This is a genomic window from Acetivibrio saccincola, from assembly GCF_002844395.1.
Taxonomy (GTDB): Bacteria; Bacillota; Clostridia; order Acetivibrionales; family Acetivibrionaceae; genus Herbivorax; species Herbivorax saccincola.
Genome location: NZ_CP025197.1, coordinates 2,215,859 through 2,237,075 on the forward strand (window position 1 = coordinate 2,215,859; position 21,217 = coordinate 2,237,075).

Consider the following 21,217-nt stretch of genomic DNA (forward strand, 5'->3'; position numbering starts at 1 on the left):
CTTTCCTTATGACTTAAATAGCCGCTAAACTGAATGCATTCTTCTAATCCCCGCTCCTTAATATACGCTTTGTATTCTTCATCTTTATCCGTGTAAGCAAAATAAACAACTATTTTATCTTTAGATATTTTATTTCCATCAACCAAATTTTTTATAACATTTATAAAAGGTATTGGAGAACGGTTTCCATACAAGACACCATTATGTATTATGGTAAATCTTTTATTTTGATCTTTTTCATTGTCTTTATTATTGCTTTTATTTTTTCCCAATGATATTTCTTTAAAATCTTCTTCATCATAACCATTAGTTATTGTAACTACCTTATCATCTTTTAAGTTAAATATTTTTTTGTAATTAGAAGCAGCACCATCGGTAGTTGTTATAATTTTATCTGCAAATTCCACAATTTTCTTTTCCATTTCCCGCAATACAATATAAACTATATTTTTTTTATTTGGTTTAATCATAGGATTATTTGTCCACTCATCCCTGAAATCAGCTACCCAGGGTTTATTATATTCTTTCTTTAAATAGTATCCTATAATATGATCTGAATAGGGTCCTGATGTTGAATAAATCAAATCTATTTCATCAAAATTACAATATTTGTGAATCTCCTTTATAACTTCATTTGCCCACGGTATATGAACATCGGGAAGAAGCAGCCAGTTTAAATTTATAAGCTTGTATTTATTTATAATTGAAATATATTCATTTAAAATATTTACAGGTACTATTTTTGAATAGACATTGAAAAGCTCATTTACATAAAAATCATCAATTATACCAGGTCTGTTTATCCGTATAATTTCTATTCCTTCGGGAATATCTGAAAAAAGTGTTTCATCAAAAAAAGCTGCTTTAGTATCACCTACCGTAACTACAACCGGCTCCCAGCCATAATTTCTTAAATATTTGATAAATTTTAAGCTTCTTTGCACTCCGGATCCACTAATAGGTGGAAACACATATGCTATAAAAAGGACTTTTTTTCTTTTTACACACTCACCACTCATTTTATCACCACTTTTTTCAAAATATCTTCGAAAAACTTTTTATTATGCATAACCAATTTATCACCTGGTCTTATTTTTTCCGCTATACTATTATATTTAATTGCCTCTTTTATGTTACCTGTTTTAAAATAACAATAACAAAGTTCTATACACGGTATATAATCATAAAAATCATGCAATATTGAACCCCAGCTTATTTTGGGTTTTTCAATGTTGTATGCCAATTTAAACCAAAAAATTGCATTGGCATAATCCTTTTGTTCTTTAAAATAAAAACCTATCATACAGCATATTTCTGCTCTGGGGGCACCATGCTCAAAACTTCTCAAAAGGCTTTTTAATGCTTTTTTGTTTTCTTCTCTTTTTTTATAGATATTGTACAAATCGATACATGCATCTACATAATTTGAAAGTAAACCACCTTCTTTATCTAAAAATTTCTTATAATATTTAATGGCTTCGTCACTTCTACCATTTTTGTGCAATTCCCTGGCATAATAAAATAACTCCCTGTGACTTAATTTTTTTCCCTTCTTTATTAATTTCTCAAATATATCTAAATTTCTGGAAGTTGGTACTTTCTTTTTTTTGTGAGTAACAGCAATGTCTGAAGTAACAATTTTCCCTTTTACTTCTATGCATTCATGTACATTTCCTATCCATTTAAATCCCTTTGATCTTTTTAAAAGTCTTTCCCTATAATAGGTACAAACAGGGCTTCCATCTTCTTTTACGCCAAGGTTATACTTCATCATAACCACATCAACGGAAGGGGAAAGATTTTCTTTTAAATTTTTTAACTTTATAATATCTTCCGGAAGTAAAACATCGTCTGCATCCAGCCACATAATGTAATCCTTTGTGGCTTTAGAAAAGGAATAATTTCTTGCTGCTGAAAAATCATCAATCCATTCAAAATTGTAAATATTGGATGTATAAGCTGATACAATTTCCTTTGTCCTGTCAGTTGAGCCAGTATCCACAATAATTATTTCATCCACAATGTCCTTTACACAGTCAAGACACCTTCCAATAACATCCTCTTCATTTTTTACAATCATGCACAAACTGATTGTAATCATAAAACCACTCCAATAAATTCAAAATATTTAATTCTCTACATAATACCAATATATGTTGTATCATTAAACTTGTGATTATAACACCTAAATGTAAAAAACAATCTTATTTTTTTAAATATTTTTATACAAAAATAAGCCCATTTCTTTAAAAGAAATGGACCCATAATAAACTAATTTCCTGTAAAAAGCTATATTCCTGTGATAAATTACATTTATTATGGTGTTAATAATGGCGAAAGATTCTGGTTGCTAAATATATTTGAAGGAATAAAGGTGGATGGAGCCAGATCAGCATTTTCATCTTCTGTTCTAGCACCTACCCAGCCATAAACCCCATCAACCAGTCCTTGAAACTGAATTTCAACTCGTGCCGTATCCGGGTCAGAAGCATCTACAGAAAATACAGTCGTTGCCGTTTCATCAGCAGGTATGGTTAAAGTATCACTAGTAGTATCAACTATTCCTCCAGCGGCATCAAAGACAAACCGGGTAACTGTTACTTCCACTTCTTCTGCAGTTCTGTTCAGTACATTTACAAGGACACTGTTAGCAGTGGTATCTACTACAAATGCTCCTGTTGTAAAATTTTCACCGCCGGCTAGAGTATCAAGTATCTGGACTATCTCAGTTTTTATTTCTTCCAAGCCAAAGGTTGGGCTTAGTAATGCCGCTTCTATCGCTGCTACTTCTGTTTTTATTTCTGCTAAACCAAAGGTCGGGCTTAACACTGCTGCCTCTATTGCTGCTACTTCTGTCTTTATCTCTGCCAAGCCAAAGGTCGCACTTAGCACTGCCGCCTCTATTGCTGCTACTTCTGTTTTTATCTCCTCTAAGCCAAAGGTCGCACTTAACACTGCCGCCTCTATTGCTGCTACTTCTGTCTTTATCTCTGCTAAACCAAAGGTTGGGCTTAGTAATGCCGCCTCTATTGCTGCTACTTCTGTTTTTATCTCTGCCAAGCCATAGGTTGGACTTAATACTGCCTCTTCTATTACTGCTACTTCTGTCTTTATCTCTGCTAAACCAAAGGTTGGGCTTAACACTGCCTCCTCTATCGCTGCTACTTCTGTTTTTATCTCTGCCAAGCCAAAGGTCGCACTTAGCACTGCCTCCTCTATTGCTGCTACTTCTGTTTTTATCTCCTCTAAACCAAAGGTTGGACTTAACACTGCTGCTGCTATGGCACCTACATTAAAAGTCGCACCTAGTAATACTTCCTCTATCGCAGCAACTTCTGACTTTATTTCTGCCAGACCAAAAGTCGGACTTAATATTGCCTCTTCTATTATCGCTATTTCTGTCTTTATTTCTTCTAAACCAAAAGTTGGACTTAACACTGCTGCTGCTATGGCACCTACATTAAAAGTCGCACCTAGTAATACTTCCTCTATCGCAGCAACTTCTGACTTTATTTCTGCCAGACCAAAAGTCGGACTTAATATTGCCTCTTCTATTATCGCTATTTCTGTCTTTATTTCTTCTAAACCAAATGTTGGACTTAGCACCGCTTCCTCTATGTCTGATACTTCTTCTTTTATTTCCTTCAATCCATATTTAGAGCTAGTGAGCAACTTCAAAATTTTCTCTGTGTTCTTCAAATTTTCCTTTTGCTGCTCAAGTATAGAACAAATATAATTAATAATATCTTTGTCACACTTCTTATCTTTTTTGTACTTTGGGTTACACTTTTCACATTTACCACAGCCATCTACTGACATTTCAGTCCAAAAATTACGATGGCTATTTGATTTGTCAGACTTATTTTTGTCCATAAAATATCCACCTCCGCAAACACAAACTAGTATCTATTACTATATTATGTTATGTAAACTCTATGTGTTACTGTATTATAAAATTTTCACAGCAATATAATAGCAACATATTTGTATAAAAAAAGTACGCAAAAACAGAAAAAGCCACATTAACTAAAAAGCTATGTGGCAATTGATGAAACATGGTTTTAATATTCTTGCTGCTAATATGGTGCTAATAAATTATATAAGGGTAACTTGTCAATTCAATACCATTAATTTCTAAATTTATTCTACTGTTCAATAATAGTTCCAGGGGTGAGATTTGGATTTAAATATGCCTTTGGTGAAGTGCTTATTACTCTATCAATTTTATACTTGTTATTTGACAAAGGGATTGCTATTATTTTTTCTCCTAAATATTCCAGTTCAACATATCTTTTCTCATTAACCTGATTGCCAAAATTACCAAATACAAATTCAACCGGCACTATGGAATATAAGATCATTGCAAGTCCCCCTTGTATCTAGGCAGTTTACCGCTTTTGTGAAGTTCAATTAATTCATACAACTTTTCCAATGCATTAAAAAGACCGCCAGTCTCATTAATTATTCCTTTTTTAACAGCTTCGTCCCCAAAAAGAATAGTTCCAACATCATTGGCAAGTTCCCCTGTCTTAAGCATTAATTCCCTGAAATCCTCCTGGGATATATTTGAGTTTTTTGAAACAAATTTTACAACTCTTTCCTGCATTTTATCAAAGTATTCATAAGTCTGGGGAACACCAATAACCATCCCGGATAACCGTATAGGGTGGATGGTCATTGTAGCTGAAGGTGCTATAAATGAATACTTTGTAGCAACCGCCATAGGAACCCCTATACTATGTCCTCCTCCTAATACCAGAGAAACACTTGGTTTTGACATACTGGCAATCATTTCAGCTATGGCAAGACCTGCTTCCACATCCCCGCCAACGGTATTTAAAATAAGCATAAGACCGTCTATTTCTTCACTTTCTTCAATTGCAATTAATTGTGGTATTACATGTTCGTATTTTGTTGTCTTATTTTGTGGAGGCAAAACAACATGTCCCTCAATCTGGCCTATAACAGTAAGACAGTGTATATTTCCTCTGGAGTTTGAAATACTAGACTTTCCAAACTCCTTAATTTCTTTTATTTCCATATTCTTTTGATTTTCCATGGCTTTTTCTTCTACTTTTGAAGTTATACTAAAGCTCATATTATTTTCCTTTTGCAACATACCACTTCCCGAATATTTATAATAATTTATATAACCGTTAGATTATAAAAGAATCTCTAGATAGTATTAGCATTTTAAAATACATTTATTCTCTTTAAAAATATGCTACAAGCATTAAAAAAAACCCCATGATTACATGAGGTTTTTTTATAGTTTTAATTAATTAATTTTCAAAAATTCATCAAGTTTTATACTGCTTACAGCTAAATTGCGTTCATTATTATAATCGAGTCTTACCACATAATCATAACTATAGATATCTTCTCCTTCTATTACTCCACTTGACTTTAATGTCTCACTTGCTATTATTCCGGTTGCACTTTCCCCAATAGCACTAGCCTTAACAAAATACACTTTATTGTTTTTAGAATATCCCGGATGCACAGTTACATTTATATTTTCATATCCTGTCAACCTTAACAAACCAGCTTGCAATGGAAAAGCCAGTATACTAAATCTATCCTTATATGTCTCTTCTTCAAGAATGTATAAATTTGTATTTATTCCAACAGTCTCTAAAAATCTTTCAAATCTGCCAAGGCTAACTTCCCATTCATTTCTCAACAAAGCCATTCTTTCTCTATCCAATTTTAACAAGTCATTAAAGAAGTCTTGTATAACTTTTTGCTCTTGCTGAAATATATTATTCTCATCCTGAATATTTACATCAAGGTATGGTAATCTGTCAATAAACTCATTATTTAGTATAAACTTTCTGTTTTTAAAACTTGGCTTATACGCAACTTCTTTTTGAGTCAACACTTTATAAGCATTGCCTTCTCTCACAATTTCAACATCGTATTTTAACTGGACTTTTATTTCATCAAAATTTAGTTTTTCTTCTATTTCACGAATTTTTTGCCTTATATTATTCCTTTCCGAATAATCTTTTTCAGCTACTAGTTTATCCAACAACTCTTTTCTGTTATTTAATAACTGTTTTTCATCATTTCCTATATCTTCTTCACCAAACTCACTTTTTTGGCTGAATATCAATGTGTTTTCATCCTGCTCATAATATTTATAAAAAAGATTAATAGGTAATCCTGTTGCTTTAACATCTACTTTTACATAGTATAGGAAAGAATCTCCTGTTTTACCTATGTATGATGCATCTATCATTGGATTTCCACCATTATCTCTCATCACCTTATAATCTAACATGGCAAGACCACCAAACTCAACAATCCTTGGAAAATGAATACCTACTTCAGGGTTGCCGTCACCTTCTTCTAATGTCCTGGTAGCTATATGTTTTGCTAAACTATTTGGATCATTTGGGTCGTTTGGTATAGAACCCTCTATGAAATTTTTAGTATATTCTTCTGCACTTTTACTAAACAAATCTACAAAATAATTCTTTATAAACTCTTGAGCCGCCCTGTCTTCCTCAATACTTGTCTCAGGAGATTCTATTCTTGGTATAGGATCAGGCTCTTCTATATCCTTTTCAAAAAGACTACAACCTACCCCCGACACAGTAACGGCTAAAAGTGTTGAAAGAGTCAATAATTTAAGTTTTTTATTCATTAGCTCCACCCCATACATAATTTTTAGAAATATTTATTATACCTAAAATACCCTTCTTAAATCAATTCCACATTCATTAAGTTTCTGTAGTAAATTTATTCTCGCAGCTTTATTTAACATTTCATATCTGCCTATAAAATCAGCACCTGCAGCACCTAATACATCATTCGGTTCTAAACCTAGATAAAAATCGACATTTATTGTTCCACCATTTTCCTCATCTTTAAATATAACTCCTGCAAATTTACCGCTGTCTAAATCATTAAGTGTACTTTCATCAATATCTATCCCATATTTAGCCCGTGGTTCAAATAATCCATCTGCATTATACTTTCCACCACCAGCAGCTATAATAGAACCTTTAACATTAGCTCCTCCTTCTAATGTAACAGTTCCCGTTGTAAAAATTATTCCATTAAAGCTTCCCTTTATAATTATATCATTTGAAGGATTAGTATTGTAAACAAAATAATATTCATCTTCACCTGCCAAGTCTGTTCCTGATATTACCAAATCGTTTTCTACTTCTATAAAATATCGTTTTTCTCCATGTTCTGTTGTTATTGTTCTAAATGTACTTTTTATTCCTTCAATTTCTCTTATAATATCCCTGAATAATTCAAATCTTTCATCACTTGCTCCTGTATCCCATATACCATTTCCATACTCCCTTACTAAAAATGGCTGGGTACGATCATATAAATCATCTACTATACCACTATCCAATATCTTCCATACTGCCTCATTAGCATTATTATCTGTAATTGTACCTAGACCCAAATCTTCCCGATTATCAAGATCCCAATAACTAGAATCATATTTTAAAACTAAGGAACCATTTTTTTTAACAAATATATTGTCCAATACATAATTAGAATCTTTTAGAAACTCTAGTTTTTTTAAATCATTACCACTTTCATTACTATATTGATACAAGCCTCCATTAGCTGCTAAAGCGTAGGTCCACGCACCTGAAATCTTTTTAATCTCTCCAGCTTTCTTTTTGTCTTGTTTAGCTTCACTTATTTCCAAATTTCTAAGTGAATTTATTTTAGCATTTATTTGATTTTTTAAACTATCGTTAGTATAAAATCCTGATCTAAACCAATCTGAAAAACCATCTACCCTGTATTCAGATACCTGAAAAAAGTTCATGTGTCCTCCTAAATAACCCTGATTAGTATAAACGTTCATTAAAGTTTCATGATACTTATCAGGTTCTTTTGTAATATCTATATCATAAAGTCTATAAAAAGGTCCATTTCCAACAGCAGAATCCCACCATGCAGTGGAAGCATCTTCTATCTGCCCTTCCGCTTCACCGGTATTAGGATCAATCCTCATTGTACCACCTGGTACTATAACATCCCCACCTATAAATATCCTGGACTTTTGAGAAGGCTCTGAAAGTAAATTATGTATTATTGCACTATTTACAATACCACTTAAATTATCATGTGGTGGATGTTCTTCTCCTACTGCTGTGCGACCTTTAGTAAGACCAACATAACTTCCGTTTATAAATAATATGGAATTTTCTGAGTTTATTTCTAAATCCACAAATGTATATGCATTTCTATACACAGCTACTTCAGTATCATTTCCAAAAAGCTGTATGTTTTGAGCAATTGCATCTTTATATATATGTATTGAACTTCCGTCTGTTTCATTATATGGTCCACCTGTGTGGAGTGCCCTTGGCTTATAAGGTCCTGTTCTTATAAAACTCCTGGTATATGCATTTCCCATTAAATTTAATTCTGCTTCATTAATAGCATATATGCCACCATAATAATGTTGCTTTGGATCTTTTAAAACCTTTGGAAAAGTACCATAAACATTCACATCTCCTTTTACATTTCCTATGGCTCTATTTGCATATAAATCACCTAATGTAAGTATTGCATATTCTAATTCAAATTTACTCTTTGGTTCTGGTAATTTAAAAGTAAAATCCTTCTCTGCATAAATAAATCTATTGTCAGCTGAATAGATTCCATCAGTATATAAAGCATTAACAGTTATACCAATTGTCACTGTTAAAGTATTTTCTTCACCATTAAACTCTGCTGCAACTGCTTCAACCGCTATGTCTTCATTGTCTTCACCATCAGTTACAGTAGCTATTCTTACTTCAGAAATACCGGTAATGGCATCCCCGGCATTATAGTTAAGTCCTTGTAACCCATTTAATTTATTTATCTTGCTGCCATTTATTTCTACTTCGTTTGATTTATTTAATACTGCTGAAACATCTATAAATTGTCTTTTATTTAAACTTTCTTTTATTTTGTTAACTATTCCAATTGCTAAGTTTTTTACCTCCATATCATTAGAAGGTAAGGAATAATTAGGCTCATTAAAAATTGCATTAATAAAGCTTTCATCATTAGCTTTTTCTTCAATCTTATTAAACCAATTTTCAATAGCAGTATCACCGGCATAACGCGCAAAATCCACATTTCTGCTGTGCTTAGTTAATTTAAGACCTTGTATTGAAACATCAACCAATATAGTTCCAAATAATAAAATTACAGTAGTTATAATTATAACGGTTACTAGTGCAGCTCCTTTATCGTTTCTTAGAAAAAGTTTCACACAAATCCCCTCCTTTTAAAAGGCGCTTTATGGCTCTTCACCTGGTTCCTCACTATGGGCATGTAGTTTTTTCCTGACATCTGCACCTACTTTAAATATGTTTACGGAATTATATTTATTTTGTGTAATAGCCTCTTGTAAGGTACCTTTAAAATCCCTATTAACCAAATAAACAGATACAATAACATGGTATACAGTCTCGTATTCCTCATCATAACATGAATCATGATGATAACTCAATCTATAGAAAAATTTATAATTATTTTTTTCACCATCATCACTTGAATATTCAACTTCTATGGGATCACTTTCCCCTCCATCCCCTACTATATTACTGGATACAAAATCTATTATATTAAAAGTTCCACCACTTACATAAGGTAGATCTATGTTTTCATCTATCAGGGCATCCTGAACCCTTTCTTTAATAATGCTTGTAACAGCATTTACATGATTTTCCCTTTCAATCTTTCTTGAAATAAGAAGACTATTCATAAAACCAATAGTTAAAGGCAATGTAAATATTGCTAATAAAGAAAGAGCTAATATAACTTCAATAAGCGTCATACCTTTTTTACTTTTTAAAAAACATTTCACTTTAGCTCCCTCCCCTTAACTATATCACCCTTAAATTCTCTATTTGGCTATTTCTTTTTATTGTGTTACCATTTCTGTCTAATAACTTTGCCCTGCGGCTTTTATCATCTAACTGGACTCTTATAGGTTTTTGTGAATCATTAATTACCTGAATACTAAGCCCTAAATTTTCATTTTCCTTCACATCCGTTGGAAATTTAGTAAGAACACTTAAATTTATAACATCACTTGTAATAGCACCATTTAATGTTCTTACGTTCCCGGCATCCCCAACAACTTTTACATCTACATAATCTCCATAAAATGTTAAAGTTACATCCGGTGTTATTTTAGTCTTAAAACTGATTATCTTTCCGTCTTGTTTATTAGTTATAACGAAATTATGACCTCCTGACAAAAAACTGTACAAACTAATATTAATATTTTCAACAAAAGCAGGCGCAGCAGCTGTGCTGCTGCCACCTACCGGAGTTATAACCCTATCTATTACGGTTCTGTCTATAATACCTGGTTCAATGGTCATTCCAATGAACGGGGCAGATATCATTTCATCTTCATCATGCACCCTGTTAAACCGCTTCTGACTGTATTCATATATTTTATCTGCATTGCCTATATTCAAAGCATAAAGATTAATTGACATATCTACATCATACATTTTAATATTGTTTTCCGGTTCTTCATCATTAGACTGTAAATTTGTGTTAGTACTTTCTCTTATGGTGAATTTTGGTATGCTTACCTTTTTACTTGCACCCTCTAAGTAATCTATCAGATTCATTACTTCAGCTAATGAGAGTGTAGCATTAAAATTAAGACCAAATTCATAATATACCCTTTGTTTTTCTTTGGATGTTACCATGACAGGACGCTTAAACGTTACATTTCTAAAACGGTTTCCAAAAAGCCTGTCAAGGTTATCTATATATTCTATACTATCTGCAACATTTGATTCATTCATTAAGTATGAATCAAACCGCTCATCCTGTACATTTAAGATTTCAATATTTCTTTTTATTGTTTCAAGATTAGCTAAATCTCTATCTAAAATTTCCTTTTCCCTCTTTACTTCTTGAAGTTGTTTATTAAGATCTTCAATCTTAGGATCCAACCTTGCCGTCCATAAAAACTGATAATATATAAGTCCATATAGCAGAGCTAAAATCAAACACAATATAAAAATCTTAACACCATTGCCCTTCATTGCTAACTTCCCCCTCTGCCAACAATTAATGAAAGATTGAAAATATTTGTACCATCTTCTACATTCACATCAGCCGATAAGTTCAAGAGACTAATTCTTTCAATTGAAGCGACAAGCTCTGCTACTGCAATCCTGTCCGGTGCTATTCCCATAACGCTAAGCCTGTTATTTGTATAACCTATCTGGGTTAAAGCAACTCCTTCAGGAATTGCACCTTGTAATGCAACAATAACTTCTGCTAAAGGTGTACTTGATTCATCAATTGTGTCAATAACATCTGCCTTTGAAGCAAGCTCTTCCACTATTGAATCTAACTCTGCATTAACCTCTCTTACTTCTGCATACTTGTCACTTTCGATTTCGTTTTTAATTGATTCCAATTCTTTTTCTTTTTGCCGTATGTAAGCAAATGGAACAGCCAATGTAACGGCTATTATAACGACACCGATAATTAACCCCACAAGAATTTTTGCCGTGGTATTGCCACCTCGGGAAGGTTGAATATATTCGGTATCTTTAATCTCCTCCGGCAATAGATTTATGTCTTTCACAGTTTTCACAGCCCCCCTCATAATCCTTTTAATGCAGTACAACCAGGTTCTTTATATATAATAACAGAAATTTCTGTTATTCGGCTTATTCACTTTCACCTACTCTTTTATACCTAACAGAAAATTCTGTTGTTATCAATTCTTGTACATTACTTCCTTTATTTAGTATTCTGTCATTGTTTAAAGGCATTATACCTAAAACTAATTGTTCAACAGCATCACGACCATCAGAATAATATGCAAAATAACTTTTGTCAGAATCGATATCTCTGACTACAGTAATATATTCTCCATTATTTATTTTTAACATTAACTTATTATCATTAAATTTCCATGTCCGAGTATTGGTCTCAGATTCATCATCACTAAAATTAAACTCTACACTCTCATATATAACTAACGGATCCTTTCTGTCTCTTACACCTATAAACTCAACCTTTTTGGCCTTTTGAACATCTTCCCGTATAGAAGCTATTACTTCCTGGATTTTATATTGCTGATCAATGTAATTAGTACCGCCTGCAAAATTACGAAGACCGTTTACAAAAATCATAAAAACAATGGGGGAAATAATTGAAATAATTGCTATTGTAACTAATAACTCAATTAGCGATACTCCCTTACAATTTATTTTTTTAAGCATAATATCCCCCCTGTAATAAGATTTTATAGTTTTCCCGGCTGGACATTACTCCAGCCGGACAAAAACATATAATTATAGAACATTCATTTCTAAAATATTATGGTTTTGGTTCTAACTTAACTCCACATTCTAATGCTTCACCCACAGAGTCCTGAGCTCCAGTTGTAGCAGCATTGTCTGGTACAGGAACAACATCAGCTTTTTGTAAATCTGAAAATACTATAATACTATATCCATCTTCATGACCAGACCATGTTGGAGCATAGTTTTTCCAATCAATTTCCTGACCTTCTTTTGGTGTTAAATATGGACCATATTTAACTGTTCTTTTTGTTTTATTATTTTTTACAACAATAACATGTTGAAGTGCATTAACCAATTCTTGTGAAACATCTGCACCAGAACCAACTGAAACAGTTGGAGGATTACTAGCTGGGGAACCATCTGCCTCTTCATAAGTTACATCATAATCTGCACTTCTAGTACCATCTAAAATTTCAAGTTTAGTATCTCCTGACTCTACTATATAAGATGTTAACGCTTTTGCTATTTGGTCTGCTGTTCTCTCGTCTGCTCTCCTTCTACTGTTTCCAAGTATACCAGCAAACATACTGAATGCTAATGCCGCTAAAACACCCATTATAGCAATAACTATAAGCAACTCAACTAATGAAAAACCTTTTTGATTTTTTAACATTTTTTTCATACTTAGCCCTCCTATTATTCTTAGTTTATTAAGTTTTTGTATTTACCCTTAATGCTTACTGTCTTATCAAATTCCATTTAAGAAGTATGTAGTCTGATATCCCCCCCTAAACTTTTTTGGAATAAGATAAGCAGGTAAGCAAAAATTACAAATTCATTAATTGGTCGTATAGCTTGAACATTGGATACAGAACACTTAAAACTATAAAACCAACTGTTAAAGCCAAGAATACTATAATCAATGGCTCAATTATACTTGTCAACTGCTGCACAGAGGTTTCAACCTCCTGGTCATAAAAATCTGCTGCTTTATCTAATGCAAAATCAAGGTTACCAGACTCTTCACCAATCCTTATCATTGAAATCAATAGTGGTGAAAAATATCTCATTGCCATAATTGGAGCTGTAAGCCCTCTTCCTTTTTTTATCTCTTCAATGGCATCATTAATTTTATTTTCAATCACTGCATTTCCTACAACCTTTGCTACAACTTCCATTGACTGTATTAGTAAAACCCCGCTTGCCATTAATGTTCCTAATGTCCTTGTCAGCCTTGCTGTTATAATGTTTCTGGTTAAGTTTTTTATAATTGGTATAGATATTAATAATTTGCCAAAGAACAACCTTCCTTCTGGTGTTTTTCTATAAGCTGCAACGAAAATTATTAGCGCTGCTAATGCTAAACCTATTAAGTACCAGAATCTTCTAAAGAAGTTGCTTATGCCTATCAAAATCTTGGTAATAAGCGGCAATTCGCCACCTAGATCCTGGAGTATCTCCACAAACTGGGGAACAACAGCAACCATTAAAACTATAACAACTAAAACAGCTACTATACAAACAACCACCGGATACGCGAGGGCACCCTTTATTTTGCTGTTTAATTTACTCTGTTTTTCAAAATAGCTAGCCACCCTCTGGAAAACTATATCCAGCTGACCACTTACTTCACCGGCTTCAACCATATTTATTAGAAATTGTGGAAAAATATCTTCATGTTTTCTAAATGCACTGGATAATGCAATACCTTTTTGTATATCTTCATATATTTCATTGATGCGTCTTCTTAGAGTGGGATTGGTGGTTTGCAGTTTTAAAACTTCCAAACATTGTGCTATTGGTACACCTGCCTCTAAAACTATGGCAAATTGCCTGCAGAATATAGCTAAATCATTTATTTTTACTCTTTTTTGAAAAAATTTAATCTCAGTAATATCAGTAAGCGGAGTCTTCTCTACGATTTCCACAACCTTGTAGCCTTTTTCCTCTAATATTCTCCGCAACTCCACTTCACTTTCTATTTTTACTTCTCCGGTTAATACCTTTCCGGTCTCGGTTTTAACCTTGTAGTTGAAATTTGGCATTTCCTAACCCCCAAAATATTATTTGTTGCACCCCGGTTCACTTGCTGTATTTTTATACAAAAGCCTTACAAATAAAATTCAAAAATTAATTAATAATTATATTATAACATAAGTTACGTAGTATTGCGCTTTAAAATAGAGAAATATTCCAGCGAAAACATTAGTGTAACTGCAGATAGTGTGGATAGGATTGGAAATTTCTATAGTGCCTCCCATGTAATATCATTCACTAAAATACTATAGGATATTTATATTTTTGTTAAAACACCGTATATACATCTATATATATTTTAATACATTTTATCAAAAAATGCTAGTCTTTTTTCAAATTTACATAGAAATTATTTTTCTCAAATTATCCAAGTCAACTGCATACTGACAAGCAGTATCATAATCTATAAGTTCCTGTTTGTATAAATCCGCAATACAACTATCCATAGTATACATGCCAAATTGTGAACCTGTCTGGATACAAGTGTCAATCTGATGGGTACGGCTTTCTCGTATTAGATTTGCAATGGCCGGTGTCCAAACCATAGTCTCTGTTGCCAGTATACGCCCCTTTCCATCTGCCCTGGGCATAAGCTGTTGGGAAATGATACCCACAAGAACTGTTGATAACTGGGTTCTTATCTGCCCCTGCTGATGCGGAGGGAAAACGTCAATAATCCTGTCTATTGTCTTTGCAGAACCTATCGTATGCAGTGTTGAAAGTACTAAGTGACCTGTTTCTGCTGCTGTAAGAGCAGTTGAAATGGTCTCTAAGTCCCTCATCTCACCTATTAATATTACGTCCGGGTCCTCCCTCAATACCGCCCTTAAAGCATTTGCATAAGACAATGTATCAGAACCTATTTCCCTTTGATTAATGACACTTTTATTGTGTCTGTGCAAAAACTCTATAGGATCTTCTATCGTCACTATATGACATTTCCTTTTGCTGTTTATGTAATTTATCATTGCAGCTAAAGTAGTTGATTTACCATGACCGGTAGGTCCTGTTATTAAAATCAATCCTCTCTGCTTTAAAGATAAATCATAAACCAAGCCCGGAAGTCCAAGGTCTTCAATCATAGGTATTTCTGTAGGAATTGGCCTTAGAGCTATTGCGCATGTTGCCCTTTGTTTAAAAACATTCATCCTGAACCTTGCAACTCCTGGCAATGTATAAGAAGCGTCAACTTCCCCCTTTTCCAAAAAAACTTCATAAAGCCTGTTGTTCAGGCACTGCTTGGCCAAATGAACACAATCCTGGGGGGTTAATATGGGTTCATTTAAATAAATAAGATCGCCATTAACCCTTATTACAGGAGGGACACCTGCACAAATATGTAAATCAGACGCTCCTGCTTCCACTGTCTTTATAAGTAAATCATTTATATCCATACCCCTACACCCCTTTTAATTAATCTTCAGAATATGCTATGCGCAGCATTTCATCTATTGTTGTTACTCCTTTTTTAACATATCTTGCACAATTCATTCTAAGCGTTTTCATTCCGTTTCTTAACGCTGCCTCTTTAATTACATCTGCATTTTCATTCTTTGCTATAAGGTTTCTTATTTCCCTGTTAATTGTCATTATTTCATATACAGCTATCCTGCCTTTATATCCTGTATTATTGCATTCTTCACAGCCTACTGCTTTGTATAGTTCTATTTCTTCACCCTCTTTTAAACTAAGTGCTTCTTTTGCATATTCATCAGGTTCAATTCTTTCCCTACATTTTTGGCAAAGCCTTCTTACAAGCCTTTGGGCAATTACGCCAACAACTGATGAAGACATCATAAAGGGCTCAATTCCCATATCTATCATTCTTGTAATGGAACTAGCAGCATCATTAGTGTGAAGGGTACTGAAAACCAAGTGACCAGTAATAGCAGCCCTTGTTGCTATTTCCGCAGTTTCCCTGTCCCTTATCTCCCCAACCATTATTATGTCAGGGTCTTGTCTTAAGAAAGCTCTTAAGGCTGTAGCAAATGTAAGCCCTGCCTTTACATTAACCTGAACCTGGTTAATACCCTTTATGGTGCTCTCAACAGGATCTTCAACAGTTAGAAGGTTTACATTCGGCTTGCACAATTCTCTTAGCGCTGTGTATAACGTGGTAGATTTACCACTTCCTGTAGGCCCTGTTACCAAAACTATACCATGAGGGTGGGCAATAATATCATCAAATTTCTCTAAATCATCTTCAAAGAAACCTAAATCTTTTTTATCTACTTGAAAGCCTTCTTTATCGGCTATTCTTATAACAACTTTTTCCCCAAACATTGTAGGCAGTATGGAAACACGCATGTCATAGTCTTTGCCGTCTATCTTCATACCTATTCTTCCGTCTTGCGGGATTCTCTTCTCTGCTATATTAAGCCCGCTTATAATCTTAACCCTTGCCACAAGAGCTGAAACAATCTTTCTGTCGTGCTTCATTATTTCAACTAATTGCCCGTCTATTCTGAATCTTATAAGAACACAATCTTCCTGAGGCTCTATATGTATATCACTTGCCCTGCTTGCAACTGCTTTTTGGAAAATTATGTTGACCATTTTGACAATGGGGGCATTTTCTAAAACATCTATATCAACAACTTCTTCCTCTTCTTCTTCTTCCGTTATTTCAACAGCTATCTTTTCATTTACTTTTCTGATTTCTTCTTCTAAGTCAATGGCTTCTTTATCTCTTTCTTCTTTCTTTATAGCATCTTTGTCATAATATTTATCAAGCATTATCATTATTTGATCTTCGTCAGCAAGACAAGGGATTATATTATAACCTGTTGTAAGCCTTAAGTCATCTATGGAAAATATATTCATAGGGTCGCTCATGGCAACTTTTAAAGAGCCGTTTGAAAGTTTAACGGGAATTAATTTATGCATCCTCGCAATATTCCACGTAACTAAATTTATAACGCTTTCTTCAATTTCAATATTTTCTAAATCTATAAACTCAACTCCCATTTGTTTTTGTAAAAATTCATAAAGGGATTTTGTATCTAAATAACCCTGCTTAACCATTATCTTTCCGATAAGTCCGCCCTTTTTAGCCTGGATGGCCAAGGCAGTATCCAATTGCTCCTGGGTTATTACACCTGCTTTAACCAGAAGATTTCCGATTTTATCTTTAAAAATGCCACTTTCTGAAGTATCATCCTGAATGTTTAAATCTGTACTGGAAAAGCTATCATCCTTTGAATCAAACTCCAAATCCGCCGGTTCTAAATCAGTGGTGATGTCATTATAAAAATCTCTTTCAAGGAGCAGTGACTCCTGCTCTTTTAACAAGTCAGCTTTGGAGATTTCATCTGATTTTGGTGCTAATTCTTTTTTAGGTTTTTCCTCTTCACCAAAATATTTTTTGATTAGTTTTTCAATTTCTTTTGGATCGGAAAACACCGGCTTTATTTCAAGAGCTGTTGCGAGACGGATATCGTCTATGCAGAAAATATCAGTAGGATCTTGCATTGCAACAGTAAGTACCCCGTTTTCTTTTTCAATGGGTATTACTTTGTACCTGTTTGCAATGTTTCTGGTTATCAATGTGGGAACACTTTCGTCTTTAATCTCATAATTGGAAAGGTCTACAAAGGAAATCCCCATCTTAATGGCATTTGCGCGCATAATATCCGTAGGTGTTACAAGTTCAAGCTCTAATAACACGTCCTCTATGCTGCTGCCTCTTTCCCTTTGGATGTCCCACGCTCTTTTAAGATCGGTTATTTTTAATACCCCGGTCTCTAAAAGTATTTCATCAATACCCCTCGTATCTACTCCAACCATTTTGTACCCCCAAATATCATATGTAATTATAAAACCTTCTTTGAAACAGCTTTATGATAAAAGTGTAATGAAAATACTTTTGTAACGCCTTTAGTATAATGTCTTAATATAATAATATTCAAAATTGAAATTATTATACATAAATAATTATAAAAAACAAAATGTATAAAGTCAATAGCTTTACCTTTTAATTATAGTACTAAAATCATTTTAACACTTTTCTTTATATTTCTCAAGTGTCATTTGCATTTTTTTGTTTTAATATTGTATAAAAATTGGCTGGATTTGTTTACCTCTTACTGCTTCAGTCAATGTTGGCACTATAAAAGAAAAATCCGCTACCATAGAATTTGACTTACTCTTTGGTTCATCCTGACCAAAGGGAACAAAAAATACATTTTTTGTATTTAAAAGCAATCCAATGTTTTTTGCATTTGTTCCCAATGCGTCATTTGTTGAAACAGCTATTAAAACCGGTTTTTGATTTCTAAGCTGTGCTTTACATGCCATGGTAACAGGAGTATCGGTTATTCCGTTTACTATTTTACCTAAAGTATTACCTGTACATGGTGCAACCACTATTATGTCAAATAGTGATTTAGGTCCTATAGGTTCTGCGCCCACAACTGTATTTATTATTTCTTCACCTGTAATTTCCCTAAGCTGTTTTTTTAAACTTTCTGCTTTTCCAAACCTTGTGTCAAATTTGTCAACAGAATATGAAATTATAGGTACAACCTTTCCTCCGGCATTTATTATTTTTTTAATTTCAGGTATAACTTTATCTATTGTACAAAAAGAACCTGTAATTGCAAATCCGACTTTTAGTCCCATAAGCGTCATTTTAATCCCTCCTGCTCCTTTACTATATTATTTATTGTATCTTTCAATATACCGGCAGCTGTTAAAGGTGCTACTTTTCCCGGCAATGAAAGTGCCCATTTGGTTTTTATATTGTACTCTTCTGCCTTTTCAAAATCCACACCACCGGGTTTAGATGCCAAATCTATTATAAGACAATCTTTTCTGACTCTTTTTAATATATCTTTCCCTAATATAAGATGTGGAATGGTGTTAAATATAACATCTGCGTCTTTAATATGCTCACCTAGTTCATTGATTGGAACGGCACTATACCCATAACTTTTAATCCATGCAAAGTCAGAATGCTTCCTTGCTGCCACATAAGTCTTAGCCCCAATTCCATTTAGCATCTTTGCAAGTGTTTCTCCTACCCTTCCAAAACCTAAAACAAAGGCTTTGCTTCCATGAATGGTTACAGGCATTTCCTCCATTGCTATCTGAATAGCTCCTTCAGCTGTTGGAATTGCATTTAAAACGGTCATTTCTTCCCTTTCTAATAAATCAAAAAATCTTAGATTATTTAAACTAGCAAACTTTACTATTTCATCTCCTAATTTTCCCGCTATAAATAACTGCTTATCTTTTATTTTTTTTAAAATCTCTTTTATATAAATTTTTCCTGAATGATACGGGGCATTAAAGGTTTCTTTGTCATAAGAGCAGGGAAGCGGTCCTACTATTATATCTGAATTTTCAATAAATTCATCTATACTTTTAATTTCTTTGAAATTTATGTCAATTCCTACATTGTCAAAACCATATATGTTAACATGGTTTCCTTCTTCTTCGATAAGTTCGGCAAGTTTTATACTTCTCAAATCGCCGCCTAAAACCCCGTATCTTTTTTTATTCATATAAATCCCTCCTTTTATAAGTATCTTATGTATATTTTCAATTTAAAGTGCTTGTATACATTAAAGCTTATGCCTAAAAAACATAAAAAAAAGCACTAAGACATATAAATCTTAATGCTTTTTTAGAACTTGTATTTTTTTAAAACTATATCCTTTTTAAATCAATATCCCCTTTTATGTTGCCCACTACTGAAATAGCCATATTATTTAAATCAAAAACTTTCTTTATTACTGCATCCACCTTTTCAAAATCAATTCTGTCAATTTTATCTAAAACTTCACGGGAAGTTAATATCTTTCCCAAAAGAATTTCAGACTTGCCTATGCTGTTCATTCTGCTGCTGGTACTTTCTAAACCTAAAATGTAATTTCCCTTTAACTGTTCTTTTGACTTTGCCATATCCTTTTTGGATATTCCTTTCTTTACCAAAATATTAATTTCGTTTATTATGAGCTTTAGTACTTCGTTTAAATGTTCAGCATTCATCCCTGCATATATGGTAAACAATCCGGCATTTTTGTAGGATGAAGGATATGAGTAAATTGAATAAACAAGCCCTTTTTCCTCTCTTATTTTTTGGAAAAGCCTAGAACTCATACCCCCTCCAAAAATATTGTTTACTGCCAGAAGTGAATACAATTCATCACTGCCCTGCTCCACACCCCTGAAGCCAAGACACATATGTATCTGTTCCGTTTCTTTTTCCCTGTAAACTTTGTTGTTTTTAAATTTTGGTGGGGCTATACTTTTATTTTTACAGCAGTTACTGTTCCCCCAGTTTTCAAATCTTTCCCTGATACTTTCAACTGCTTTGTCCCCGTCTATGTTACCGGCAATAGCTATAACGGTATTTTCAGGAAAATAATTTTCTTCCATGTATTTTTTTATTTGTTCCCTGTTTATATTGCCAAGACTCTTGCTTGTTCCCAATATAGGCATTCCTAAGGGGTCGTCCTGCCACACTGCTTCAGATAAAATGTCATGAACTAATTCTTCGGGAGTGTCTTCATACATACCTATCTCTTCTAAAATAACATTTTTCTCAATCTCAATATCCTTTTCATCAAATTTAGAGTTAAAAAACATATCAGATAAGAGATCTAAGGATGTATCAAGGTAAGTATCCAGGGTTTTAGTGTAATAGCAGGTACATTCCTTGCTTGTAAATGCATTAAGTTGCCCTCCAATATTATCTATGGTTTCTGCAATTTCTTTTGCAGTTCTTTTTTTAGTGCCTTTAAACAGCATATGTTCTATAAAGTGAGAAATACCATTATTAGTGGTATTTTCACCTCTAGAACCTGCTCCAACCCAAAGCCCTGTTGAAACAGACCTGACATATGGTATTTCTTCGTACACTACCCTTACACCGTTTTTCAGCTTTATACTTCTACACATAAAATCTCCCT

General features: G+C 33.5%; 17 protein-coding genes and 1 pseudogene. All 18 read right to left on the reverse strand.

Annotated features, from left to right (window positions below):
- Positions 1 to 350 precede the first annotated feature (350 nt).
- Positions 351 to 1,019 (reverse strand): annotated as a pseudogene (locus HVS_RS17840) (glycosyltransferase family protein); the annotation flags it as partial.
- Entirely contained in the window at positions 1,016 to 2,101 is a 1,086-nt protein-coding gene (locus tag HVS_RS09940; protein ID WP_101301843.1) for a tetratricopeptide repeat-containing glycosyltransferase family 2 protein, read from the reverse strand. The pseudogene HVS_RS17840 and the gene HVS_RS09940, both read right to left, overlap by 4 nt.
- Positions 2,102 to 2,316: 215 nt before the next feature.
- Entirely contained in the window at positions 2,317 to 3,873 is a 1,557-nt protein-coding gene (locus tag HVS_RS16570) for a coiled-coil domain-containing protein (RefSeq protein WP_159063443.1), read from the reverse strand.
- 272 nt (positions 3,874 to 4,145) lie between these two features.
- Positions 4,146 to 4,361: a YlzJ-like family protein gene (locus HVS_RS09950; RefSeq protein ID WP_101301845.1), complete on the reverse strand. Its 216-nt coding sequence runs from the start codon at positions 4,359 to 4,361 to the stop codon at positions 4,146 to 4,148.
- The gene (locus HVS_RS09955; RefSeq protein ID WP_192876561.1) at positions 4,358 to 5,098 is read right to left on the reverse strand and encodes a ClpP family protease; all 741 of its coding nucleotides are present in this window, start codon (positions 5,096 to 5,098) and stop codon (positions 4,358 to 4,360) included. The genes HVS_RS09950 and HVS_RS09955 overlap by 4 nt, the downstream gene beginning before the upstream one ends.
- A gap of 180 nt (positions 5,099 to 5,278) precedes the next feature.
- Complete coding sequence (locus HVS_RS09960) at positions 5,279 to 6,649, reverse strand: hypothetical protein (protein WP_101301849.1); 1,371 nt, start codon at positions 6,647 to 6,649, stop codon at positions 5,279 to 5,281.
- 42 nt (positions 6,650 to 6,691) lie between these two features.
- Positions 6,692 to 9,247 (reverse strand): hypothetical protein, encoded by a 2,556-nt coding sequence (locus HVS_RS09965; protein ID WP_101301851.1) that lies wholly within the window; start codon positions 9,245 to 9,247, stop codon positions 6,692 to 6,694.
- Positions 9,248 to 9,274: 27 nt separating this feature from the next.
- Positions 9,275 to 9,844 carry a PulJ/GspJ family protein gene (locus tag HVS_RS09970; protein ID WP_242971545.1) on the reverse strand — a complete coding sequence of 190 codons (570 nt, stop codon included), beginning with the start codon at positions 9,842 to 9,844 and terminating at the stop codon, positions 9,275 to 9,277.
- Positions 9,845 to 9,863: 19 nt separating this feature from the next.
- A complete protein-coding gene (locus HVS_RS09975) occupies positions 9,864 to 11,048 on the reverse strand; it encodes a hypothetical protein (RefSeq protein ID WP_101301853.1) in 1,185 nt (394 codons plus the stop codon).
- Between the two features lie 2 nt (positions 11,049 to 11,050).
- Positions 11,051 to 11,599 (reverse strand): PilN domain-containing protein, encoded by a 549-nt coding sequence (locus tag HVS_RS09980; RefSeq protein WP_101301855.1) that lies wholly within the window; start codon positions 11,597 to 11,599, stop codon positions 11,051 to 11,053.
- 85 nt (positions 11,600 to 11,684) lie between these two features.
- On the reverse strand, positions 11,685 to 12,242 hold the full coding sequence (locus tag HVS_RS09985; protein ID WP_101301857.1) for a prepilin-type N-terminal cleavage/methylation domain-containing protein: 558 nt from the start codon (positions 12,240 to 12,242) through the stop codon (positions 11,685 to 11,687).
- Between the two features lie 97 nt (positions 12,243 to 12,339).
- Positions 12,340 to 12,948 (reverse strand): type II secretion system protein, encoded by a 609-nt coding sequence (locus tag HVS_RS09990; RefSeq protein WP_101301859.1) that lies wholly within the window; start codon positions 12,946 to 12,948, stop codon positions 12,340 to 12,342.
- Between the two features lie 145 nt (positions 12,949 to 13,093).
- On the reverse strand, positions 13,094 to 14,311 hold the full coding sequence (locus HVS_RS09995) for a type II secretion system F family protein (RefSeq protein ID WP_101301862.1): 1,218 nt from the start codon (positions 14,309 to 14,311) through the stop codon (positions 13,094 to 13,096).
- Between the two features lie 330 nt (positions 14,312 to 14,641).
- The gene (locus HVS_RS10000; RefSeq protein WP_101301864.1) at positions 14,642 to 15,697 is read right to left on the reverse strand and encodes a type IV pilus twitching motility protein PilT; all 1,056 of its coding nucleotides are present in this window, start codon (positions 15,695 to 15,697) and stop codon (positions 14,642 to 14,644) included.
- 19 nt (positions 15,698 to 15,716) lie between these two features.
- A complete protein-coding gene (locus HVS_RS10005; RefSeq protein ID WP_101301866.1) occupies positions 15,717 to 18,089 on the reverse strand; it encodes an ATPase, T2SS/T4P/T4SS family in 2,373 nt (790 codons plus the stop codon).
- A 258-nt stretch (positions 18,090 to 18,347) separates the two neighbouring features.
- Positions 18,348 to 18,932: a dipicolinate synthase subunit B gene (locus tag HVS_RS10010; protein WP_101301868.1), complete on the reverse strand. Its 585-nt coding sequence runs from the start codon at positions 18,930 to 18,932 to the stop codon at positions 18,348 to 18,350.
- A complete protein-coding gene (dpsA, locus tag HVS_RS10015; protein WP_101301870.1) occupies positions 18,929 to 19,807 on the reverse strand; it encodes a dipicolinate synthase subunit DpsA in 879 nt (292 codons plus the stop codon). Before dpsA ends, HVS_RS10010 begins: the two co-directional genes overlap by 4 nt.
- Before the next feature lie 145 nt (positions 19,808 to 19,952).
- Positions 19,953 to 21,206 (reverse strand): M16 family metallopeptidase, encoded by a 1,254-nt coding sequence (locus HVS_RS10020; RefSeq protein ID WP_101301872.1) that lies wholly within the window; start codon positions 21,204 to 21,206, stop codon positions 19,953 to 19,955.
- Positions 21,207 to 21,217: the final 11 nt, after the last annotated feature.